The following is a 23,434-nucleotide window of genomic DNA, read 5'->3' as shown; positions in this document are numbered from 1 at the left end:
TCTCTATCAGACGAAAAGCGGCTCGCACGCGGGCCGCTTTCGCAGGAATTCACATGAAGCTCGAACACCCGGATCGTCCGATGAACCGCACTTCCCTGTCACTCGCCGCGCTCGAATGCCACGATGCGTTCGCCGGCCGGCACATCGGCCCCGACGAGGCCGACCAGCGCGCAATGCTCGATGCGCTCGGTTTCGCGTCGCGCGCGGCGTTCATCGACGCGGTGATTCCGGACACGATCCGCCGCAAAGAAACGTTGCCGCTCGGCGCGTTCACGCAGCCGAAAAGCGAAGCCGAGGCGCTCGCGGCGCTGCGCAAGCTCGCGGACGAGAATCTGGTGTTTCGAACCTTCATCGGCCAGGGGTATTACGGCACGCACACGCCTGCCGTGATCCTGCGCAACGTGCTCGAAAATCCGGCGTGGTACACGGCCTACACGCCGTATCAGCCGGAAATTTCGCAGGGGCGTCTCGAAGCGCTGCTGAACTTCCAGCAGATGGTGATGGACCTGACCGGCCTCGCGATGTCGAACGCATCGCTGCTCGACGAAGCGACGGCCGCCGCCGAAGCCATGACGCTGCTGCAACGTGTCGGCAAGCCGAGGTCCAACGTGTTCTTCGTCGCGGACGACGTACTGCCGCAAACCATCGAAGTGGTGAAGACGCGCGCGAAGCCCGCGGGTATCGAAGTGAAGGTCGGTCCGGCAGCGGATGCCGCCAGCGCGAACGCATTCGGCGTGCTGCTGCAATATCCCGGCGCGAACGGCGACGTGCATGACTATCGCGCGCTCGCCGAAGCGGTTCACGCGGCGGGCGGCCACGTCGTCGCGGCGGCGGATCTGCTGGCGCTCACGCTCATCACGCCGCCCGGCGAATGGGGCGCGGACGTCGCCATCGGCAACACGCAGCGGTTCGGCGTGCCGGTCGGCTTCGGCGGTCCGCACGCGGCTTACATGGCCGTGCGCGACGAATTCAAGCGTCAGATGCCGGGGCGTCTCGTCGGCGTGACCGTCGATGCGCAAGGCAATTCCGCGCTGCGTCTCGCGCTGCAAACGCGCGAGCAGCACATTCGCCGCGAGAAGGCGACATCGAATGTCTGCACGGCGCAGGCGCTGCTCGCGATCATGGCGAGCATGTACGCGGTCTATCACGGCCCGCAAGGTCTGAAGACGATTGCGCTGCGCGTGAACCGCGTCGCGTCGATTTTCGCGGCGGGCGTCGCGAAGCTCGGCTACAGCATCGCGAACAAGACGTTCTTCGATACCGTCACCATCGAAAGCGGCGCGAACACGACCGCGCTGCATCAGGCCGCTTACGCCGCGCATATCAATCTGCGGCGCGTGAGCGCGACCCAGGTCGGCGTATCGCTCGACGAAACCACCACGCGCGACGACCTGCAGAAGCTCTTCGCGCTGTTCGCGGAAGTCGCGGGCAAGACCGAAACGTTCGATATCGACGCGCTCGACGCGTCCATCAGCGATTCGCTTCCGGCAGACCTCAAGCGCACGAGCGATTACCTCACGCATCCGGTATTCAACCGCCATCACTCCGAACACGAAATGCTGCGCTATCTGCGCAGCCTCGCCGACAAGGACCTCGCGCTCGACCGCACGATGATCCCGCTCGGCTCGTGCACGATGAAGCTCAACGCCACGTCCGAGATGCTGCCCGTGACGTGGCCGGAGTTCGCGCAGATTCACCCGTTCGCGCCGGCCGAGCAGACGCTCGGCTATCGCACGATGATCGACCAGCTCGAACAGATGCTAGTCGCGTGCACCGGCTATGCGGCCGTGTCGTTGCAGCCGAACGCGGGTTCGCAGGGCGAGTACGCGGGCCTGCTCATCATTCACGCGTATCACGAGTCGCGCGGCGAAGGGCATCGCAATGTGTGTCTGATTCCGGCGTCCGCGCACGGCACGAACCCGGCGTCGGCGCAAATGGCGGGCATGCAGGTCGTGGTCGTCGCGTGCGATGCGAACGGCAACGTCGATATCGACGATCTCAAGGCGAAGGCCGAGAAGCATTCCGCGAATCTCGCTGCGATCATGATCACGTATCCGTCGACGCACGGCGTGTTCGAGCGCAACGTGCGCGAGATTTGCGACATCGTGCATCAGCACGGCGGGCAAGTGTATGTCGATGGCGCGAACATGAACGCGATGGTCGGTCTGTGCGCGCCCGGCCAGTTCGGCGGCGACGTCTCGCATCTGAACCTGCACAAGACGTTCTGCATTCCGCACGGCGGCGGCGGACCGGGCGTCGGTCCGGTCGCGGTCGGCGCGCATCTCGCGAAGTTCCTGCCGAACCAGACTTCGACCGGCTATCAGCGCGACGAAGCGGGCATCGGCGCGGTGTCGTCGGCGCCGTACGGCTCGGCCGCGATCCTGCCGATTTCGTGGATGTATATCGCGATGATGGGCGCGAAGGGCCTCACCGCCGCCACCGAAAGCGCGATTCTCGCGGCGAACTACGTCGCGAAACGTCTCGCGCCGCATTACCCGGTGCTGTACAGCGGCCCGGGCGGGCTCGTCGCGCACGAGTGCATTCTCGACGTGCGGCCGATCAAGGAAGCGAGCGGCATTTCGGTGGAAGACGTGGCCAAGCGCCTGATCGACTACGGCTTCCACGCGCCGACCATGAGCTTCCCCGTGCCCGGCACGCTGATGGTCGAGCCGACGGAATCTGAGTCGAAGGAAGAGCTGGACCGCTTCATCGACGCGATGATCGCCATTCGCAACGAGATCCGCGCAGTCGAAGAAGGCCGCGCCGATCGCGAAGACAATGTGCTGAAGAACGCGCCGCATACGGCTGCCGTCGTCACGGCGGACGAATGGGAGCACGCCTACACGCGCGAAGAGGCGGCGTATCCGGTGAAGACGCTCATCGCGCGCAAGTACTGGTCGCCGGTGGGCCGCGCCGACAACGCATATGGCGACCGCAATCTGATGTGCTCGTGCGTGCCGGTGTCGGAGTACGCCGACGCGTGACGCACGGCGCGCCGCGCCGCCCGAAAGCGTCAAGCTTTGTCGGGCGGTTTTGCGGTGCGTTCGAGAACGGCTAACATCTCACCCCGGACCAAGCCAATCAGGGAGTGCGTATGGCGCCGAAGGTGCGAAAGGGGAACGAGGCGAGCCGCTTCAGGGCGACACGCGCGACGCTGGCGACGCTTTGCGCGCTTTCGATGACCGCGCCTGCCGCGCATGCAGCGATGAACTTCTGCGCCGCGCCGGCCATGCAGACGAGCGAGCGCACGAATGCCGATCCCGGCGTGAAGGCGCTGGTGAACGCGGTGCAGGCGCACGTCAACGAGACGCCGAAGGCCCGCGCCACGCTGCACACCGAAGGCACGTTGCCGCACGAAGGCATCTATGACCAAAGCGTCGAAGCGGAGAAGGACCTCGACCTGATGCGCAATGCCGCGCTCGCCTGGCGCGCCACGGGCAACGAGCGCTATCTGCGCCTCGTCGACCGCTTTCTGCTGGCGTGGACCACGACGTATCAGCCGAGCTTCAACCCGATCGACGAAACGAACTTCGAATCGCTGATCCTTGCGTACGATCTGACGGCGAGCGCGTTGCCAGTGAAAACGCGCAACGCGGCCAATGCGTTCATCGCGAAGCTGGTGAACGGTTACGTCGCGGATATCGACAAGCAGCCGCGGCCGCTCAAGGGCACGTACCGGAACAACTGGCAGAGCCATCGCGTAAAGCTGATCGCGATGGGCGCGTTCACCATCGACGACCGCAAGATGATCGACGCGGCGCAGCGGCTTTTTGTCGAGCATATCGGCGACAACATCGCGCCGGACGGTTCGACGGTCGATTTCGCCGAGCGCGACGCGCTGCACTATGTCACCTACGACTTGCAGCCCCTCGTGACGGCGGCGCTCGCGGCGCGGCGGCACAACCGCAACTGGCTGCCGGAGCGCGCGCCGACGGGCGCGACGCTCGCCGGCGCGCTCAACTGGCTGACGCCGTACGCGCTCGGCACGAAGACGCACGACGAGTTCGTGCATTCGAGCGTCGCCTTCGACGCGAAACGGCGCGAGGCCGGCTTGCCGGGCTACTCGGGCCAGTGGGACCCGAAGAACGCGGCGGAGCTTTTTTATCTGGCGGCGCGTCTCGACGGCCGCTATGCGCCGGTGGCGCTGCGGCTCGCGCCGACGCCGCCCGCGTGGCTCGCGGTCTGTCTGCCGCTGCCGGCGCGGTAACTTCCAATTGCAGGAGCAGTCATGGCAGTCAGCGTTTTCGATCTCTTCAAGGTCGGCATCGGACCTTCCAGCTCGCACACCGTCGGCCCGATGCGCGCCGCACTCATGTTCGCGCAAGGGCTCGAACGCGACGCGCTGCTGGACGCGGTGGCATCGGTCAAATGCGAGCTGTACGGCTCGCTCGGCGCCACGGGGAAGGGCCACGGCACGGATCGCGGCGTCATGCTCGGACTCTTGGGCGACGCGCCGGATACAGTGGATGCCAGCACCATCGTGCCGCGGCTCGAAGCGGTGCGCGCAACGAAGACGCTCGCCTTGCTCGGCAAGCACGAAATCCCGTTCACGGTGAAGGACAACATCGCGTTCTATCGGCAGGCGCTGCCCGAGCATCCGAACGGCATGAAGCTCTATGCGTTCGATGCCAGCGCTCAATTGCTACGCGAATCGACATATCTCTCGGTGGGCGGCGGCTTCGTCGTGACGGCGGGCGCGCCGAATACGGCGGTGCTCACGGCGCACGCGCAATTGCCGTATCCGTTCCAGACCGGCGACGAACTGCTGAAGATGTGCGCCGAATCCGGCAAGTCGATCGCGCAACTCATGTGGGACAACGAGTGCGTCTGGCGCAGCCCCGATGAAATCCGCGCGGGCCTCTTGCATATCTGGAGCGTGATGCAGGATTGCGTCGCGCGCGGGTGCGGCATCGGCAATCCGGATGCGGAAGGGCATCTGCCGGGACCGTTTCAGGTCAAGCGCCGCGCGCCGCAGCTTTATCGCGCGCTGACGGGACGGCCCGAGCAGGCGTTGCGCGACCCGCTTTCGATGATCGACTGGATCAACCTGTACGCCATCGCCGTGAACGAAGAGAACGCGGTCGGCGGCCGCGTCGTGACGGCGCCGACCAATGGCGCGGCGGGCATCATCCCGGCCGTGCTGCATTACTACGACCGCTTCGTGCCGGGATCGAATGCGCAAGGCGTGATCGACTTCCTGTTGACGGCGGCGGCCATCGGCATTCTGTACAAGATGAACGCGTCGATATCGGGCGCGGAAGTGGGATGCCAGGGCGAAGTGGGCGTCGCGTGCTCGATGGCGGCGGGCGGCCTCGCGGCGGTGCTCGGCGGGACGCCTGCGCAGGTGGAGAACGCGGCGGAGATCGGCATGGAGCACAACCTCGGGCTCACGTGCGATCCGGTGGGCGGCATGGTGCAGATTCCGTGCATCGAACGCAACGCGATGGGCTCGGTCAAGGCCGTGAACGCGGCGCGCATGGCCATGCGCGGAGATGGCTCGCACTACGTGTCGCTGGATTCGGTCATCAAGACCATGCGCGAGACAGGGGCCGATATGAAGACGAAGTATAAGGAGACGTCGCGCGGGGGGTTGGCGGTGAATATTGTGGAGTGTTGAGTTTTTGCTGTGCGCTGGCAGGCGTTCCGTCCTGCGAGTGCAACATTTCTTGTACTGAGCGCGCGGCGTCGGTTCGAGCGGCTAGCATGGTCGGAGCCAAAACGAATCTATCGACCGCATCCTCGATGCCTGTCTGACGATGACTGCGCGCCGCTCAATGCGTCGGTAGCAATACCTGAGAGAAACGCATTGAAACCGAAGGACCTTGCCGCGCACAGGGATGCGTGTAAAACGCTCAACGGTTCCCCGAAGTTCCGGCCAATGGTCAAGCAGCGATGGCCGAAGCCCTTCAACAAGATGGCTCGGCCCCGCGTTCAGGCGACCGACCTCATTCCAGTTTCAGCCGATCACGCCGTGCTTTTCCTTTGGCGCGATGGCGATCAACTCGAAGACCGCTCGTTTTACGGACACCTGGTCTGCACAATGCCGCGTGGCGACATATACCCGCTCTTCGAACTGCATTACCATCCGAGTCACAAGGGGTTGCACTGCAAGCTGCCCTGCAATACGTCGAGCGATTACACAAATCGCTTGTTGCCCGGCGCACCCGAACTCGACTTGAAGCTGCCGAGACGCTTTGACCCGCGTGCCGCCACTGACCGTGCCGCGCTTATCGTATTCTTTTGCAACGCTGTAGGCATAACCATCTTCAACGATCAGGACGGACAAGGCGATCTATTGTGCTAGCAGACCCGCTCAAACAAACGCTCTGCTCTTTGTTCGAAGTGCACGCCGATACAAACGGCGTGCAGCGAATCGTGACGCCGTTGCAGTACCCGGGAACGGGGGATCAGGTGGTCGTGCGCATTCGTCCGTCTCAGGGCGGCTATTCGATTGATGAAAACGGAGAAGCCTGCTTCAACGCAGGCATGATGGGCGGGGAAGTGGAATCGGGCGCCGTGGAACGCTGGTCGCAGGAAATCGCGCAGTGGAGTCCCGTTCGGCTGTGCGAGGACGAAGTCATCCGCGCCTCGACCTCAGACGAACGTCTTCTTGCGCCTTACGTCTTTCGCGTGGCCGAGGCGGCACAGCAGCTTTTCGCGGTCGCGACATCCCGCGTCGAGCGTCAGCAGTCAAGCGATTTCAAAGGACGGCTCACCCGCGCGATCGCGGATATCGCCGCCGAGTTCGGGCTCGAGCACCGGTCGGAAGTCGAATTGCCGATTTCCGGCGGGCTTGTTGCCGATCATGTCATCGAGACGCCGACGCCCTCCATCGTCATCGCCGCGACTTCGGCCAAGCGGCTGCTGGAAGGCGAACTCATTCACCTGCAATATCGTGCCGAGAAACTTCCGGGCTCCGTGCTGGCCATTGCGGAAAGTCAGTTGGCGGTCGGCAAGACGGAGTTCGAGCGCGCCAACTACTACACATGGAAGACGGTCGTTTTCGACGCGCGCAATCTTCGCAGTCTCATCGGCTCCGTCCTGCATTGAGACGGATGCTCACGCCCCAATCAAATTAACCACCTTCACATTCCGCGTATCCGGCACTTCCGCATAAGACAGCACCTTCAGTTGCGGCAAGCTCCGGCGCAGGAACCGCGCGAGCATCGCGCGCAGCGAATGCTGCACGAGCAGCACCGGCGGCAATCCCAGATTCTGCTGGCGCATGATCGCGTTCTGCGTCGAGTTCATCAGCGTCTGCGCGAGTCCCGGCTCCAGTCCCGGATTCGGCCCCGTCGATAGCGCCTGCGACAGCACGCGCTCCAGCGTCGGATCGAGGCCCATCACCTGCAAATCGTCGGCGCCCGGATACCACTGTTGCGTGATCGCGCGACCGAGCGCGAGACGCACCGCCGACGTGAGTTCGTACGGATCCGAGATGCGCGGCGCGTGTTCCTGCAACGCGTCGAGAATCGTGCGCATGTCGCGGATCGGCACGCTTTCGTCGAGCAGATTTTGCAGCACCTTCTGCAGCGTCGTGAGGGAAAGCGTCTTCGGCACGAGGTCTTCCGTGAGCGACGGCGTGTCCTTGCCGATACGCTCCAGCAGCGCCTGCACTTCCTGTCGGCCGAGCAGTTCCGCGGCATGCGTGACGACGAGGTGATTCAAGTGCGTCGCGACCACCGTGCTCGCATCCACCACCGTATAGCCGTAGACCTGCGCCTGTTCGCGCATGTTCGTTTCGATCCACACCGCCGGCAAGCCGAACGCGGGATCGGTCGTCTGCGTGCCCGGCAGCGCCGCCGACACCTGACCCGGATTGATCGCGAGCCATTGGCCGGGGAACGCCTCGCCCACGCCGACTTCTACGCCCTTCAGCGCAATGCGATACCCGTTCGGCCGCAATTCCAGGTTGTCGCGAATATGGATGACCGGCGGCAAAAAGCCGATTTCCTGCGCGAACTTCTTGCGAATGCCCTTGATGCGCTTCAGCAGTTCGCCATCCGCGTTGCGATCCACGAGCGGAATCAGGCGGTAGCCCACTTCGAGCCCGAGCGGATCGATGAGCGCCACGTCTTCCCAGCTCGCCTCGGCGTTCTCTGCCGATGCCGCCACGGCCGATGCGATCGGCGTGACATCCGTGATCGCGCTCGTCTTCTTGTTCGCGGCGCGCTTGTTCATCGTGCGCGCGGCGTAAATGAGCCCGCCGCCCAGCAGCATGAACGCGAAGTGCGGCATGCCCGGAATCAGTCCCATCACGCCGATGATCACGCCGGTAATCATCAACACGCGCGGGTTCTGGAACAACTGGCCGGTCAGCTGCGTGCCGATGTCCTCTTCGGTCGCGACGCGCGAGACGATCACGCCCGCCGCCGTCGAAATGATGAGCGACGGAATCTGCGCGACGAGGCCATCGCCGATGGTAAGCAGCGTGTAGTTGGTCGCCGCGTGCGCGAAGTCCATGTCGTGCTGAAGCATGCCGACGATCAGGCCGCCCACCACGTTGATGACCATGATGAGCAAGCCCGCGATGGCGTCGCCGCGCACGAACTTGGACGCGCCGTCCATCGAGCCGTAGAACTCGGCTTCCTGCGCGACGCTCTGGCGGCGCTTCTTCGCCATGTCCTCGTTGATGAGACCGGCGTTCAGGTCGGCGTCGATCGCCATCTGCTTGCCGGGCATCGCGTCGAGCGTGAAGCGCGCGCCGACTTCCGCGATACGTCCCGCGCCCTTCGTGATGACCATGAAGTTGATGATCATCAGGATCACGAACACGACGATGCCGACCGCGAAGTTTCCGCCGACGAGAAAGTGCCCGAACGATTCGATCACCTGTCCAGCCGCGTCCGGGCCGGTATGGCCTTGCAGCAGCACGATACGCGTCGACGCCACGTTCAGCGACAGGCGCAGCAGCGTGGAGAACAAGAGCACGCTCGGGAACGCCGCGAAGTCGAGCGGCTTTTGCGTGTACATGCTGACGAGCAGCACCATCACCGACAGCGCGATGTTGAAGGTAAACAGCAGATCCAGCAGAAACGCCGGCAACGGCAGAATCATCATGCCGAGAATCATGCAGATCAGGATCGGGCCGGCGAGCGCCCGAATGTTCTGCGTGCCCAGCGCGTCGGGGCGTTTGGCGAAAAATCCTGCGCGCGCGTTCATGCTGCGGCTCCCTTGTCAGTGTTACCGTCGTTCAGGGCTTCGGCAGCTTCCTGATCGGCGTCGGCGTCGGATACGCCGCCTTTGTCCAGTTCCTTCGGAACGTCGAGATCGGTGGGATCGTCCGGCTTGATGCCGCCGTCTTCCTTGTAGCGCTTCAACTGGTAGACCCACGCCAGCACTTGCGCGACCGCGCCGTACAGCGCGCCCGGAATCTCCCGGTTGATCTCCACGTTGTGATACAGCGCCCGCGCGAGCGGCGGCGCTTCTAGCAGCGGCACGTTGTTCTCGCGGCCCAGCTCGCGGATGCGCGCGGCCACCAGATTCACGCCCTTGGCGACGACGCGCGGCGCGCGCATCTCGCCGTCCGTGTACTTCAGCGCGACGGCGAAGTGCGTCGGATTGGTCACGATCACGTCGGCGGTCGGAATGGCCTGCATCATGCGGCGGCGGGCGGCTGCGCGCTGCTGCGCGCGGATGCGGCCCTTCACGTGCGGATCGCCTTCGTTTTCCTTGTGCTCGCGCTTCACTTCTTCCTTGCTCATGCGCAGCTTCTTCGCGTACGACCACATCTGATACGGCACGTCGACGGCGGCGACGAGAAACAGTCCGCCGATCGCCATGCCGCAGCACACGACGATGAGGTGCATGGCGTCGGCGAGCGCGAGACCGAGCGGCTTTGTGATCAGTCCGAGCACTTCGGCCTTGCGGCTCCAGATTTCCCAGCCCGCCACGCCGCCGACGATGAGCGTCTTCAACACGGACATGCCGAGCTGGATCGGGCCTTGAATCGAAAAGATCTTGCCGAGCCCGCTGATCGGGTTGAGGCGGCCGAAGTTCGGCGCGAGCGGCTTGGTGGTGATGAGCCAGCCGCCGAGCGCCATGGGCGCGGCGAGCGCGGCGAACGCGGTCATCGCGAGCACGGGCAGCACGGCGAGCATGCCTTCCTTGCTGGCGTTGGCCGCGCCGATCATCGTCTGGCGCGTGTCCAGCACCACGTCGTGATTGAACGTGAAGGCGTTGCGCAGGATCGACTGCAAGTGTCCGCTGATGGACCCGGACAACGCCAGCACGCCGAAAAATCCCGCCGCCAGCAGCGCGAACGACGCGAATTCCCGCGAGCGCGCAACCTGGCCTTCCTCCCGCGCCTTTTCCAGGCGCTTGGGAGTGGCTGATTCGGTTTTTTCGAGATCGCTTTCTTCTGCCACTGCGTGCTCCGCTTCGTGCTTCGTTGCCCACGGCATGAAGCCGCTTTCTGATGCAAACGATTATTGCGGAAGGCGTCGAGTGGCTATCGGGGGATTAAGTCGGGGAAAGGGGGGTTAATCGACGGATAAACGAAAACGGCGCGCGACCTCGTGCAAGGTCGAGCGCCGCAATGAGACGAATCGGCAAGACGATCAAACGCCCGGCACGCGCCCGTCCGGGCCGTAGAACCCGGCCTTCGACGGCGCGACCTGCAAGGCGGCGAGCGCCTTGCGGTTGTATTCCATGCGCGTGCGGATCAGCACGCCGTTGTTGTTGTTGCCCTGTTTCGCGCGCCGGGCGGCGGCGCAGAGCAGCTTCCATTGCTCGGCGATGCGGGTATCGGCTTCGGCGGCGGCTTCCATGCCGGCGAATCCGCCGGAAAAACCGAGCGCGTTCAGATGCGCGTCGCGCTCTTTTTCGAGCCCGCTGATGCGCTCGGTCAGCGCCGTCTTCTGGCCGATGATTTCCGGCAGCGCGGCAAGCGGCTGCGCGGCGATCAGGGCTTTTTCCTCGTGCTCGAGGAGGGCTTCGAAGGCCTGAACGGCGGCGACTTCTTCGGTGACAGTGGCAAGCAGGGCGTCTCTCATTGCAGCTCGCTAAAAACGCGGTTCATAAGCGCCGCCCGGCTCCTGTCCACTTCGCGCGCCGGGACGTTGCCCGGGCCGTTGCGTTCAGCCGCCGGTCGGCGGGGTTCTCGTTTGCAGCAGGTCGCGCGCGGTGCTCAAAATGCCGTCGGCGATCTTGCTGGTGTCCATCTTCAGGCTGCCGTCGCGAATCGCGGCCTTGATCGATTCGACCTTCGCCGTATCGATGTCCGAGCCGTTCGACGCGCGCAGGTCCGACGACAAGGTCGACAGGCTGACCGTCGACTGGCCGGCGCTGGCGCCGTTCGCTTGCGCGGTCGGCGCGGCAGTCTTCGCATCGCCTTGCGATGCACGTTGCAGCCCGTCTTGCAGGCCGCTCAAAGAGGTGTTGCTATTCGATTCGATTTTCACGATGTCCATTCCCGAACGTGTTGAGTCCTTTATCGGCGGTGGCTTTGAAAAACTTTACCCTGCCGGGGAAGGCGCAACCTGCTCGGTGCCTGGTCATCTGCCGCTCTGCCTTGTCCCACAAGGCTTTGACGGGTTTGCAACAAATTGCAACAGAACGTCTGGTGCCGCACACAAGCCCGCTTACATGCGGACTTCCACCGTCTGACTGTCCTTCACGATGCCGGTGATGATCTGTCCTCCGGCCGTCTTCACGCGAACTTGCTGGCCGGGCGCGGCGTTGTTCATCGCGCTGCCATCGGCGGAAATCGAGAAGCCGCTGCCGTCGGCGACCACGTGCACCGTCTGGCCGATCGCCACCGAACTCGCGGCGCGCAGCATGTCCGTGCGCAGCGGCAAGCCGGCCGGCACGCGCGACAACGCCACCGCGCCGACCGCCTGCGACGGATCCGTGACGACGGCTTGCGGCATCGCCGTGAGATCGCCGTCTCGGGCGACGAGGTCCGCGCTCGCGAGCACTTCGCCCGGCGCGATGGCGCGCGCGGCGGTGTAGTACGTCGCGTTGATGGAGACGCGCGCCTGCACATACAGCGTCCACGGCCGCTCGCCGACGCAGCGCACGCCCACGGTCACGCGACCCCACAGACGCGCGCCGGTCGGCATGAACGGATCGAGCGCGGAGCAGGGCGCGAGGCCGCGCGGGAAGACCGGCGTCACGGTGATATCCACCTTGCCGGGCAAGCCCGCTGCCTGCTGTTGAAGGAACGCGAGCGCGGCGACGCGGATGGATTCGCCGTCCTGCGCAGTCGCGGCGGCTGACGGCGTTTGCGCGGCGGCCGGCGCCGGCGAGAAACTCACGCGTTTCATCGGCGAGGCGGCGGCAGCGGCGGCCGAGTAATTAGCGGGGCGAATCGGCGATGCAGCGGCGGCCGCGATCGGGCGCGCGCCAGCGGCGCCGGGCGTCGCGTCGTCGCGCGTGACGACGACCGGCATCACGTCGCGCGATGCGATCTGCCTTGCGCTGGTCGCGCCGGTCGCGCTGGCATCGCCGCGCGAGACGGCGACGGGCGCCTTCGCCGACGTGGCCGCAGCGGGCTTCGCATCGCCCGGACCCGGAACCACGATCAGGCCGCCTGCGTCGTCCATGGCGTCGTCGGCGGCTTCGGCGCGCGCTTCCAGCGCGAGCGCGGCGTGGCGCATGGCGGCGTCGGCGGCGCTCGTCGCGGCGCGATAGCCCGAGGCCCGCGCGATGTCGGCCACAGGAGCGGGCGTCGGCGCGGGCGAGGCTGCGGCCACGGACTTCGACGAGCCGAGACTCTTCGCCATTTCCGCGACGGCGGCGGGATTGGTCTCCGCGTTGCCCGGAATCGCGATCATGCCGTCGCTCTGCTGCGCGAACGCGCTCGCCGCGAAGCCGAGCATCAGCGACGCGCCCGCCACGCCGCGCGCCGCTGCACGCGCGCCGCGCTTCATCGCGCTTGCACGCATCGCAACGTTCGACGACTGTCTGGCGCACCTGCTCATCACTGCTCTCCTCGCCGCCGCGTAGCTAGCGACTGCGTACCTGAAGGGATCGGGCCGCTCGCTGCGGCCACTCCGTGCGGTCGCGGCCATGAAAACGCCGCTTCCCACTCTCGACGCAGATTCTAGATACGCCGGGCCGCGCTCAAGCCTCGAATAGAGGCCGCGTTTCCCGGTTATTCATCGGATTAGTTATTGCGCGCCGCTCCTAAGATGCGTGTCATGCAAAAACCCCCCAGCGATTGGGCGGGGACAGGCGACAACCATCCCCGACGGGACCGGAGAAGAAACGAATGCTAGACAGACTCGACAAGGAACTCGCGTTCGGCCGTGAGGCGCTCGATGTGCGCGCTTACCGGCAGGAACTGCTGTCGTCGAATATCGCGAACGCCGACACCCCCGGCTACAAGGCGCGCGATGTCGATTTCTCGACCGCGCTCGCCGGGGCGCTGAAGAAGGACGGCGCGTCCGCCACGGCCTCGAACACGGCGACGCTCAAGATGGCGCAGCCGGTCTCGGTGAGCACGAGCGGTTCGCTCGCCGTGACCGCGAAGGGCCACATGTCCGGCACCTCGACGCTCACCGCGTCCGGCGGCTCGACCGACGACTACGGCCGCCTCGCGTATCGCGTGCCGAGCCAGCCCTCGCTCGACGGCAACACCGTCGATCTCGACGCCGAACGCGTGCAGTTCGCGGACAACGCGCTGCATTTCGAAGCCGGAATGACCGTGATGACCTCGCAGATCAAGTCGATGTTGTCCGCCATCACGTCCAACAGTTAAGAAAGCCATGCCTTCATTGATGAACATTTTCAGCGTCGCCGGTTCGGCGATGTCTGCTCAGGCCCAGCGCCTGAACGTGACCGCGTCGAATCTCGCGAACGCGGACAGCACGACCGGTCCCGACGGCCAGCCGTACAAGGCGAAGCAGGTCGTCTTCGCCGTCGATCCGCTCGGCGGCGCGAAAAGCGGCTCCGGCCAGCAAGTCGGCGGCGTGCAGGTGACGGGCGTGATCGACGATCCGAGCCCGATGAAAACCAGCTACGACCCGACCAACCCGGCGGCCAACGCGGACGGCTATGTGACGCTGCCGAACGTCGATCCGGTGCAGGAAATGGTCAACATGATTTCCGCGTCGCGTTCCTACCAGGCGAACGTCGAGACGCTCAATACCGCCAAGCAATTGATGCTCAAGACTCTGACCATCGGAACCTGAGGAATCCAACCGTGACGACGAACACCACCATCGGCAGCAACGGCACCACGGTGTCGCAGACGCTGCTGGACACCATGAACGGCACGAAGAGCGCGTCCAGCTCGTCGACCAGTACCAGCGGCACGGGCGGCACGTCCGCTTCGGATCTGCAGAACACGTTCCTCACGCTGCTCGTGACGCAGTTGAAGAATCAGGACCCGACCAATCCCGCCGACAGCTCGCAGATGACCTCGCAGCTCGCGCAGATCAACACGGTGACGGGCATCGGTCAGCTCAACACGTCGCTCAGCTCGCTCGCGACGCAGCTTTCCGCAGGCCAGTCCACGCAGGCCGCCATGCTGATCGGCTCGAACGTGCTCGCGCCGGGAAACAGCATGACGGTGTCGAGCGGCGCGTCGTCGACGTTCGGCGTGCAGCTCGCCAACGACGTGAGCGACCTGCAGATCGTCGTGAAGGACAAGTCCGGCAACATCGTCAACACGTTGGATCTCGGCGCGCAAGGCTCGGGCGTCGTGCCGGTATCGGGCTGGAAGCCGGTCGACTCGAAGGGCGCCACGCTCGCCGACGGCACCTACACGATCACCGCGCAAGGCACGATCAACGGCCAGCAGGCGACCGCGACGACGCTGTCGGCCTCGCAGGTGCAGAGCGTCGTGCAAATGACGGGCGGCACGCCGGGCCTGAAGCTGTCCAACGGTTCGACGGTCGGGCTGTCGAGCGTCGCTTCGATTCTTTGATTCCACTTTCCTTTGACGCCGGGATGCGCCCGGCGAAGAGATAAATCATGAGCTACCAACAAGCACTGAGCGGCCTCGGCGCCGCGTCGAGCGACCTCGACGTGATCGGCAACAACATCGCGAACTCGAACACCGTCGGCTTCAAGCAGGGCGCCGCGCAGTTCGCGGACATGTACGCGAGTTCGATGGCGACGGCCGTGTCGAACCAGATCGGCATCGGCACGCGCCTCGCGGAAGTCCAGCAGCAGTTCTCGCAAGGCACGATCACGACGACCAACCAGGCGCTCGACGTCGCGATCAACGGCAACGGCTTCTATCAGCTGTCGAACAACGGCTCGACGGTGTATTCGCGCAACGGCGTGTTCCATCTGGACGACAGCGGCAAGATCGTCAACTCGGCGGGTCTGCAACTGATGGGCTACGCGGCCGATTCGGGCGGCGTCGTCAACAGCGCGAGCACGGTGCCGCTTTCCGTCCCGACCGCGAACATCGCGCCGACGGCGACGAAGACGATTACCGCTGCGTTCAACCTGAACTCGCAGGACAGCAACAACGCGGCGAGCAGCTTCGATCCGGCCAACGGCAACACGTACAACGCGTCGACTTCCGTGGATGTGTACGACACGCTCGGCGGCACGCAGAAGGTGTCCGTGTACTTCACGAAGACCGGCACCGGCTCGTGGGAAGCGTTCGCGGGTTACGGCGACCCGGTCTCGCAGAAGACCGACCTCGGCGCGGTGACGTTCGATTCGTCGGGCAACATGACGAGCGGCTCGAAGTTCACGTTCACCATTCCGAACGGCGCGGACCCCTCCGGCGCGACGACGCAATCGTTGACGCTCGATCTCTCCGGCACCACGCAGTACGGCGCGAAGAGTGGTCTCACGAACCTGCATCAGGACGGCAACAGCACGGGCGAACTGACGGGCTTCACCGTCGGCACCGACGGCATGCTGACCGGCAACTACTCGAACGGCGAAACGAAGGCGCTCGGGCAAATCGCGGTCGCGAACTTCAACAACCAGAACGGCCTGCAGAACCTCGGCGGCAACGTGTACGCGCAAACGGCCGCTTCGGGCGCGCCGCAAGTGGGCGTGCCGGGCTCGACGAACCACGGCACGCTGCAAGGCGGCGCGGTGGAAAACTCCAACGTCGATCTGACGAGCGAGCTCGTGAATCTGATCACCGCGCAGCGCAACTATCAGGCGAACGCGCAGACGATCAAGACGCAGCAGACTGTCGACCAGACGCTGATCAATCTGTAATCACCGTCCGCACGCACTAGACGCATCAGGAAAGAAGGAAGCGATTCATGGACCGTCTGATCTACACCGCGATGACCGGCGCAAGCCAGTCGCTGGAACAGCAAGCTGTCGTGGCGAACAACCTGGCGAACGCATCGACCACCGGTTTCAAGGCGCAACTCGCGGCGTTCCGTCAGGTGCCGATGTCGTTCGAGAACCAGTCCGCCGACGGCACGACGCGCACTTTCGTGCTCTCGTCGACGCCGACGGCGGATTACTCGGCCGGCCCGATCCAGCAGACCGGCAATCCGCTCGATGTCGCCGTGCAAGGGCCGGGCTGGCTCTCCGTGCAGACGGCGGACGGCGGCGAGGCGTACACGCGCGCCGGCAATCTGCACGTCGACCAGAACGGCCAGCTCGTTACCGCGAACAACCTGCCGGTGCTCGGCAACGGCGGCCCGCTATCGGTACCTCCGGGCGCTGAAGTGACCATCGGCAAGGACGGCACGGTGTCCGCGCTGATTCCGGGCGATCCGCCGACCGCGATTGCGACGGTGGATCAACTGAAGCTCGTCAATCCGGACCCGGCCACGCTCTCGCGCGGCGACGACGGTCTTTATCGCACGGCGTCGGGAGACCCCGCCGATGCGGACCCGAACGTGGTCGTGGCCGGCGGCGCGCTCGAAGGCAGCAACGTGAACCCGGTCTCCGCGATGGTCTCGATGATCACCAACGCGCGCCAGTTCCAGATGCAGACGAAGCTCATGGAATCGGCGGACCAGAACGAACAATCGGCCAACAAGCTGCTCAACTTCTCCTAAGCGGCCTGCAAGATACTAGGACAACACAGACATGAATCGCTCTCTCTATATCGCCGCGACCGGCATGAATGCGCAGCAGGCGCAGATGGACGTCATCTCGAACAACCTCGCCAACGTGAGCACCAACGGCTTCAAGGGCTCGCGCGCCGTGTTCGAAGACCTGCTGTACCAGACCACGCGCCAGCCGGGCGCGAACTCGACCCAGCAAACCGAACTCGCCTCGGGCGTGCAGCTCGGCACGGGCGTGCAGCAAGTCGCAACGGAACGCCTCTACACGCAGGGCAACTTGCAACAGACCGGCAACTCGAAGGACGTGGCCATTAACGGGCAGGGCTTCTTCCAGGTGACCATGCCGGACGGGACCACGGCATACACGCGCGACGGCTCGTTCCAGACCAACGCGCAGGGCCAGCTCGTCACGTCGAGCGGCTATCAGCTGAATCCGGCTATCACCATTCCGACCAACGCGACGTCGATCACCATCGGCTCGGACGGCACCGTGTCCATCACGCAACCGAACTCGACGGCCGCGACGAACGTCGGCTCCATTCAGCTCGCGACCTTCATCAACCCGGCCGGTCTGGAAGCGCGCGGCGAGAACCTGTTCTCCGAGACGGGCAGCTCCGGCGCGCCGAACGTGTCGCAGCCGGGTCTGAACGGCGCGGGCACGTTGCAACAGGGCTATGTGGAAGCGTCGAACGTGAACGTGGTGCAGGAACTGGTCAACATGATCCAGACGCAGCGCGCGTACGAGATCAACAGCAAGGCCGTGACCACGTCCGACCAGATGCTGCAAACGCTTTCTCAGATGCAGGTTTAACCCTCTTTTCAACGGATGAAAACGCAAGGGATGGCGTCACACTAACGCTTCATTCAGCTTCATACGAGTCACCAAGATGTCGCCCACTCAAATCTTCACGCGTGCAGCGGTTGCCGCACTCGTCGCCGCGCTCGGCGCATGCGGCCTCGTGCCGAAGGAGCCGATCGTCCAGCAGCCGATGACCGCGCGTCCGCCGCAGCCGCCCAGCGGCGGGCGCTCGCCCGGCGCGATCTACAACGCGGGCTACGCGGGCCGGCCGCTCTTCGAAGACCAGCGTCCGCGCAATGTCGGCGACATCTTGACCATCGTGATCTCGGAAAACGTGAACGCGACGAAGTCGTCCGCGGCGAACACCAATCGCGGCGGCTCCGGCTCGTTCTCCGTGCCGACGACGCCCGGCATCTTCGGCGGGCTCTTCAACAACACGAACCTGTCCGCGACCGGTGCGAACAAGTTCACGGCGGCGGGCGGCGCGAGCGCGGCCAACACGTTCAGCGGCACGCTCACCGTCACCGTCACCGAAGTGCTGCCCAACGGCAACCTGATGGTGAGCGGCGAAAAACAGATGCTCATCAACCAGGGCAACGAATTCGTGCGCTTCTCGGGCGTCGTCAATCCGACGACCATCTCGGGCAGCAACACCGTGTACTCCACGCAGATCGCCGACGCGAAGATTGAATATTCCGCGAAAGGCTATATCGACGAAGCGCAGAACATGGGCTGGCTGCAGCGCTTCTTCCTCAACGTGGCGCCGTTCTGATCATGAATCCGCTTCTCCGTTTCGTTTCGTTTTCGCTCGCGGCCGCGCTCGTGGCCCTGACCTCCGCGCAGCACGCGCACGCCGAGCGCCTGAAAGACCTCGTCTCGTTCCAGGGCGTGCGCGATAACCCGCTGATCGGCTACGGCCTCGTCGTCGGGCTCGACGGCACGGGCGACCAGACCATGCAGACGCCGTTCACCACGCAGAGCTTGACGAACATGCTCGGCAACCTCGGCATCACGGTGAACTCGGCGACGACGCAGAACATGCAGTTGAAGAACGTCGCCGCCGTGATGGTGACCGCGACGCTGCCGCCTTTCGCGCGTCCCGGCGAAGCGATCGACGTCACGGTGTCGTCGCTCGGCAATGCGAAGAGCCTGCGCGGCGGCACGCTGCTCATGTCGCCGCTCAAGGGCGCGGACGGCCAGGTGTACGCGATGGCGCAGGGCAACCTCGTCGTCGGCGGCGCGGGCGCGAGCGCGAACGGCAGCAAGGTGCAGGTGAATCAACTCGCGGTGGGCCGCATTTCGGCGGGCGCCATCGTCGAGCGCGCGGTGCCGACGGCGTTGCAGCAGCAAGGCGGCGTCTTGCAGATGGAACTGCGCGAGATGGACTTCGACACGACGCAGCGCATTGTCGCGGCGGTGAATAACCAGTTCGGCATGGGCACGGCGCTCGCGCTCGACGGCCGCACCATTCAGCTGCACGCGCCGCAAGACGCGAGCGAGCAGGTGCAGTTCATGGCGCAGTTGCAGAACATCGACGTGCGTCCGGCGCAGGCCGCCGCGAAGGTGATCCTGAACGCGCGCACCGGCTCCATCGTGATGAATCAGATGGTCACGCTGCAGAACTGCGCGGTCGCGCACGGCAATCTCTCGGTCGTCATCAACACGCAGACGGCGGTGAGCCAGCCGAACGCGCTCTCGAACGGGCAGACCGTGGCGGCGAAGCAGTCGCAGATTCAGCTGAAGCAGGACAGCGGCGCGCTCAAGATGCTCTCGGCCGGCGCGAATCTCGCCGATGTCGTGAAGGCGCTCAACGCCCTCGGCGCGACGCCCGCCGACCTGATTTCGATTCTCCAGTCGATGAAGGCGGCAGGCGCGCTGCGCGCCGACCTCGAAATCATCTAAGGAGCCCGGCACATGAACTCGAACCTGACGAGCGGCATCGCCAACTCCGCGCTGGCATCGACCGATGGAAGCGGTGGCCTCGCGAATCTCACGAACCGCTTCGCGCTCGACACGCAGGGCTTCGACGCGCTGCGCGCGCAGGCGCAGGCCAATCCGCAGCAGGGCCTGAAGGCGGCCGCCAAGCAGTTCGACGCCGTCTTCACGCAGATGATGCTAAAGAGCATGCGCGACGCGACGCCGTCCGACAGCCCGTTCGATTCCAACGATTCGAAGTCTTTCACCGCGATGCTCGATCAGCAGTTGTCGCAGCAGATGTCCTCGAAGGGCATCGGCGTGGCGGACATGATGCTCAAGCAGCTGATGCGCAACGCGGGCGGCAAGACCGACCCGGGCGGCATGGGCGGCGGCGCCAACGCAATGACCGCGATGAACGCGATGAGCGGGCTCTCGGGCGGCGGCGGCGATATCGAATCGAACGCGGGCAACATCGCCGCGATGAACGCGATGGCGAAAGCCTACGCGGCCGCGCAGGCCAACAAGAACGGCGCGTCGCTCTCGGAAGGCAAGGGCTATACGGCGGCCAGCGCGCTCGAACCGCCGGCACACGGCGTGGGCTCCGACAAGGTGAATGCGTTCGTCGAGCGGCTGGCTGCGCCCGCGCAGGCGGCGAGCGCGGCGACGGGCATTCCGGCGCGCTTCATCATCGGCCAGGCGGCGCTGGAATCGGGCTGGGGCAAGCGCGAGATCAAGCATGCGAACGGCGCGACGAGCCACAACATCTTCGGCGTGAAGGCGACGCCCGGCTGGACCGGCAAGACGGTCGATTCCGTCACGACCGAGTACGTGAACGGCCAGCCCAAGAAGGTCGTCGAGCGTTTCCGCGCCTACGATTCATACGAAGATGCGCTCAACGACTACGCGAGCGTCATCAAGAACAATCCGCGCTATGCGCCGGTGATCGAGGCGTCGCGCGACGTGGCGGGCTTCGCGCACGGCATGCAGAAGGCCGGCTACGCGACCGATCCGCACTACGCGAAGAAGCTGATTTCGATCATGCGACAGATCGCCTGACGACGCGCCGGCGTGGTGCGTCGCGCAAGCGCGAGGGGACTTTGTGTCCAGCAAACGTTTTACGTCGGATGGGACGGCGCACCACATAAGAAAGTTGCGAGCGCCCCTAAACTTTCCAAGAGGCATGCCGCTAACCCGAAGACGACAGTGCCGGATCGATAGCGGTCCGGCGAGCCGCGCGGCGTGGGCCGCAGGCGATGCGCGGGCAAAATGGACACGGCTAGCACCATGAATAGTTATCAGAAACACGATGTCGCCGAGGAAGACAGCGACCACGAAGTGGATTTCGGACGCCGCAATCCGCTGGAAATTGGCGTGGCGCTGCGCAATCTGGCCAATCGCGGCGATTTCCTGACCGCGCAATACGGCGACGCGCAGATCGTCACGCGACTCCTCGATGTCGATGTGACGTCGCACCGCTTCACATTCGATTGGGGCGGCGTCGCGGAGCAGAACCGCGACGTGCTGCAAGCGCCGAAGCTGATTTTCCACGCGGCGCCGGATGGCGTGCGCGTCGAGTTCACGACGGCCACGCCGCGCGAGACGACGTTCGACGGCCGACCGGCTTTCGAGGCGGAATTTCCGTCGGTGCTGTATTACATGCAGCGCCGCGAATACTTCCGCGTGGAAGCGCCGGTGCTGGACCCGTACATTTGCAGCGGCTCGCTGCCGGGCGGCGACCGGTTCCGTTTCGAGGTGCATGATCTGTCTTTGGGCGGCGTGGCGCTGCGCACGACCGACGCGCGCGTGGCCGACATGGAACTGGGCGTGGAAATTCAGGATGCCGAACTGCACTTCACCGCGACGGGCAAGGTGACGCTCGATATGAAGCTGGTGTCGCATCGCGAGTCGACTACGCTCAAGGGCGACCGGCGGTTCACGCTCGGGTTCAAGTTCACTTCGATGCCGGGGTCGGCGGAGAATACGCTGCAGCGGCTCATTACTCAGCTTGAGATGAAGCGGCGGGCTTTAGCACGGTAGGGTTGTTTGCCGTTTGCTTGGAACCGCAAGTTGGACCGCTTTTTTGCTCTTCTAGCGTTGCTGTCTCTCGGGGCGTGGGCTTTCTCTTCGTGGAACTTGTTTTCGCGTCGGTCTATTAGCGTTGCCCCTCCCCGGGGCGGGGGTCACTTTCTTTGCTGCTGTGTATAGACCGGAGACACGGGTAACAGGTGTGTCAGGACATAGGTAACACATTCAACTGCTTCTGCTGCGCTCTTTCAAGTCGACCGTATCGATTCGATGATGAAGGAAGTACACGTCATAACAGCCGTCGATTTCCGGACACGCCCGCAGGGCGATCGGCAGGTTCGCCAGTGCGCTTGAGACTCGGAAGCGTCGCGACCGGAAACGCACCTCGCCGTTGAGCCCGACGCGAACCACCGCGTCTGCGTCCCCGTATTCGATCGGCGGCATGCGCTCCGGATACGCTCGCGGGCTGGGTCGATAGCGCGAAATCGGTGTGGCCATGTCCAGCGCCTGATGCGGCCGCTCGTGGTTGTACACCTGGCGCCACGCGTCAAAGGCTTGCTGGGCGCTCTTCAGGTTCTTGAAGTGGCGGCCCGCGAGCAGTTCGGCCTTGAGCGTGCGATGAAACCGTTCGTCTTTACCGTTGGTCTGCGGGTGCCGGGGGCGGCTGTACGAGATCCGGATGCCCAGGCGCATCAGCCAGATCGCCAGCGCAGTCAACTGGCCCGAGCGCGCCGGGCTGCCCCAGGGCGGACCGTTGTCCGCATTGATGCGCAGCGGCATCCCATAGCGGCGAAACACCGCGCGCAAGTGCTCGCGCACCACCCGCGTGGGCGTGCTGCCACAAGCATCGAGCGCCAGATCGAAGCGCGAGTGATCGTCCAGCACCGGTGAACGGCGCGCAGCGCGTCCCACTATCCAGTTCGATGCAGCCCTTGAAGTCCATCTGCCACAAATCGTTGGGATGCGCGTGTTCGAAGCGCTGCCACGGCAAGGCTGCGGTGCTGCTCTCGGCGCTGATCAGGCCGTGCCGATGCAGAATGCGCGTCACGGTGCTCGGCGATGGGGTTCGATCGCAACCGAGATCGCTCATGCGACGCGCGATTTTGGGCGCGCCCCAGGCTGGCTGCGCTTGACGCAACTCGACCACGCGCGCCTCGACATCGGCCGCCGTACGCGACGGGCTATGGATGGGCCGCCGGCATCGATCGGCCAGCGCGGTGTCGCCCTGCTCGTAGCGCCTGATCCACTTGTAGCCGGTCTTCGGACTAATGCCGTACTGGCGACACAAGGCGCGTCGATTGGCCCCTTCTTGGCTGGCGAACTTCACGAACTCAAGCCGCAGTTCCATGATGTCTTTGCTATCCCAGGTCATGACCGACTCCGGACGAACCATTCGTCCGAAGTGTTACCTATGTCCTGAAACAGGTGTTACCCATGTCTCCGCTCTATACACAGCAGCAAAGAAAGTGACCCCCGCCCCGGGGAGGGGCCACGCTTATAGACCGACGCGAAAACAAGTTCCACGAAAGAACGAAAGAACGAAAGACCGCCCCGAGCCCAAGTCCCACGAAAGAACGAGCTGACGAACCGTTACTGCGTAAGTTAGCAAACCCGCGCCCAGCCAAGGGGCAAACCCCCAACAGCCATGCGCAACGACAAGCTCCACACAAAGCCCCCCCACACCGAATCCTCAGTTCCGCCCCCGACCAACCGCCCGAGAACCCCAAAAAGGCACCAAAAACCCCCT

The 23,434-nt window shown here is 64.7% G+C and carries 20 protein-coding genes and 1 pseudogene; 14 read left to right on the top strand and 7 right to left on the bottom strand.

Going from position 1 to position 23,434, the window contains the following annotated elements; genetic code table 11:
- Positions 1 to 53: 53 nt before the first annotated feature.
- The 3 genes from gcvP (at position 54) to LDZ24_RS13195 (ending at position 5,617) form a co-directional block, all read left to right on the top strand.
- A complete protein-coding gene (gcvP, locus tag LDZ24_RS13205) occupies positions 54 to 2,984 on the top strand; it encodes an aminomethyl-transferring glycine dehydrogenase (protein ID WP_248320721.1) in 2,931 nt (976 codons plus the stop codon).
- Positions 2,985 to 3,178: 194 nt separating this feature from the next.
- On the top strand, positions 3,179 to 4,207 hold the full coding sequence (locus LDZ24_RS13200; RefSeq protein ID WP_248322359.1) for an alginate lyase family protein: 1,029 nt from the start codon (positions 3,179 to 3,181) through the stop codon (positions 4,205 to 4,207).
- 21 nt (positions 4,208 to 4,228) lie between these two features.
- The gene (locus tag LDZ24_RS13195; RefSeq protein ID WP_248320720.1) at positions 4,229 to 5,617 is read left to right on the top strand and encodes an L-serine ammonia-lyase; all 1,389 of its coding nucleotides are present in this window, start codon (positions 4,229 to 4,231) and stop codon (positions 5,615 to 5,617) included.
- 339 nt (positions 5,618 to 5,956) lie between these two features.
- Here LDZ24_RS13195 and LDZ24_RS13190 read toward each other — a convergent pair whose 3' ends face one another.
- Complete coding sequence (locus tag LDZ24_RS13190) at positions 5,957 to 6,286, bottom strand: hypothetical protein (protein WP_248320719.1); 330 nt, start codon at positions 6,284 to 6,286, stop codon at positions 5,957 to 5,959.
- A 56-nt stretch (positions 6,287 to 6,342) separates the two neighbouring features.
- Here LDZ24_RS13190 and LDZ24_RS13185 point away from each other — a divergent pair, with 56 nt between their 5' ends.
- Positions 6,343 to 7,050 carry a hypothetical protein gene (locus LDZ24_RS13185; protein WP_248322358.1) on the top strand — a complete coding sequence of 236 codons (708 nt, stop codon included), beginning with the start codon at positions 6,343 to 6,345 and terminating at the stop codon, positions 7,048 to 7,050.
- A 9-nt stretch (positions 7,051 to 7,059) separates the two neighbouring features.
- On the opposite strand, the gene flhA is transcribed toward LDZ24_RS13185, so the two are convergent.
- From flhA to flgA, 5 genes are all read right to left on the bottom strand, one after another.
- Positions 7,060 to 9,162, bottom strand: coding sequence for a flagellar biosynthesis protein FlhA (gene flhA, locus LDZ24_RS13180; protein WP_248320718.1), 2,103 nt, complete (start codon positions 9,160 to 9,162; stop codon positions 7,060 to 7,062).
- The gene (gene flhB, locus LDZ24_RS13175) at positions 9,159 to 10,367 is read right to left on the bottom strand and encodes a flagellar biosynthesis protein FlhB (RefSeq protein ID WP_248322357.1); all 1,209 of its coding nucleotides are present in this window, start codon (positions 10,365 to 10,367) and stop codon (positions 9,159 to 9,161) included. The genes flhA and flhB overlap by 4 nt, the downstream gene beginning before the upstream one ends.
- Before the next feature lie 192 nt (positions 10,368 to 10,559).
- A complete protein-coding gene (locus LDZ24_RS13170) occupies positions 10,560 to 10,994 on the bottom strand; it encodes a flagella synthesis protein FlgN (RefSeq protein ID WP_248320717.1) in 435 nt (144 codons plus the stop codon).
- 84 nt (positions 10,995 to 11,078) lie between these two features.
- On the bottom strand, positions 11,079 to 11,402 hold the full coding sequence (gene flgM / locus LDZ24_RS13165) for a flagellar biosynthesis anti-sigma factor FlgM (RefSeq protein ID WP_248322356.1): 324 nt from the start codon (positions 11,400 to 11,402) through the stop codon (positions 11,079 to 11,081).
- Between the two features lie 180 nt (positions 11,403 to 11,582).
- Positions 11,583 to 12,923: a flagellar basal body P-ring formation chaperone FlgA gene (gene flgA / locus LDZ24_RS13160; RefSeq protein WP_248320716.1), complete on the bottom strand. Its 1,341-nt coding sequence runs from the start codon at positions 12,921 to 12,923 to the stop codon at positions 11,583 to 11,585.
- 290 nt (positions 12,924 to 13,213) lie between these two features.
- Between flgA and flgB the strand changes: the two genes are divergently transcribed.
- The 10 genes from flgB to LDZ24_RS13110 all read left to right on the top strand — a co-directional run bounded on the left by flgB (position 13,214) and on the right by LDZ24_RS13110 (position 21,699).
- The gene (gene flgB, locus LDZ24_RS13155) at positions 13,214 to 13,702 is read left to right on the top strand and encodes a flagellar basal body rod protein FlgB (protein ID WP_248320715.1); all 489 of its coding nucleotides are present in this window, start codon (positions 13,214 to 13,216) and stop codon (positions 13,700 to 13,702) included.
- Between the two features lie 7 nt (positions 13,703 to 13,709).
- A complete protein-coding gene (gene flgC / locus LDZ24_RS13150; RefSeq protein WP_175938568.1) occupies positions 13,710 to 14,135 on the top strand; it encodes a flagellar basal body rod protein FlgC in 426 nt (141 codons plus the stop codon).
- Positions 14,136 to 14,146: 11 nt separating this feature from the next.
- Positions 14,147 to 14,872, top strand: a complete 726-nt coding sequence (locus LDZ24_RS13145) for a flagellar hook assembly protein FlgD (RefSeq protein ID WP_248320714.1) — start codon at positions 14,147 to 14,149, stop codon at positions 14,870 to 14,872.
- 47 nt (positions 14,873 to 14,919) lie between these two features.
- A complete protein-coding gene (gene flgE / locus LDZ24_RS13140) occupies positions 14,920 to 16,137 on the top strand; it encodes a flagellar hook protein FlgE (protein ID WP_248320713.1) in 1,218 nt (405 codons plus the stop codon).
- Between the two features lie 47 nt (positions 16,138 to 16,184).
- Entirely contained in the window at positions 16,185 to 16,937 is a 753-nt protein-coding gene (flgF, locus tag LDZ24_RS13135) for a flagellar basal-body rod protein FlgF (RefSeq protein WP_175938563.1), read from the top strand.
- Positions 16,938 to 16,968: 31 nt separating this feature from the next.
- Positions 16,969 to 17,757, top strand: a complete 789-nt coding sequence (gene flgG / locus LDZ24_RS13130) for a flagellar basal-body rod protein FlgG (protein ID WP_175938561.1) — start codon at positions 16,969 to 16,971, stop codon at positions 17,755 to 17,757.
- 76 nt (positions 17,758 to 17,833) lie between these two features.
- A complete protein-coding gene (locus LDZ24_RS13125) occupies positions 17,834 to 18,517 on the top strand; it encodes a flagellar basal body L-ring protein FlgH (protein ID WP_175938559.1) in 684 nt (227 codons plus the stop codon).
- 2 nt (positions 18,518 to 18,519) lie between these two features.
- The gene (locus LDZ24_RS13120; protein WP_248320712.1) at positions 18,520 to 19,647 is read left to right on the top strand and encodes a flagellar basal body P-ring protein FlgI; all 1,128 of its coding nucleotides are present in this window, start codon (positions 18,520 to 18,522) and stop codon (positions 19,645 to 19,647) included.
- Between the two features lie 12 nt (positions 19,648 to 19,659).
- Complete coding sequence (flgJ, locus tag LDZ24_RS13115) at positions 19,660 to 20,718, top strand: flagellar assembly peptidoglycan hydrolase FlgJ (RefSeq protein WP_248320711.1); 1,059 nt, start codon at positions 19,660 to 19,662, stop codon at positions 20,716 to 20,718.
- 228 nt (positions 20,719 to 20,946) lie between these two features.
- A complete protein-coding gene (locus tag LDZ24_RS13110) occupies positions 20,947 to 21,699 on the top strand; it encodes a flagellar brake protein (RefSeq protein ID WP_248320710.1) in 753 nt (250 codons plus the stop codon).
- A gap of 213 nt (positions 21,700 to 21,912) precedes the next feature.
- Here the strand turns inward: LDZ24_RS13110 and LDZ24_RS13105 are convergent.
- Positions 21,913 to 23,059, bottom strand: a pseudogene (locus LDZ24_RS13105) (IS481 family transposase).
- Positions 23,060 to 23,434 lie beyond the last annotated feature (375 nt).

It is taken from the genome of Caballeronia sp. Sq4a, from assembly GCF_023170545.1.
Classification (GTDB): Bacteria; Pseudomonadota; Gammaproteobacteria; order Burkholderiales; family Burkholderiaceae; genus Caballeronia.
This window is presented reverse-complemented; position numbering and strand designations above follow the sequence as displayed.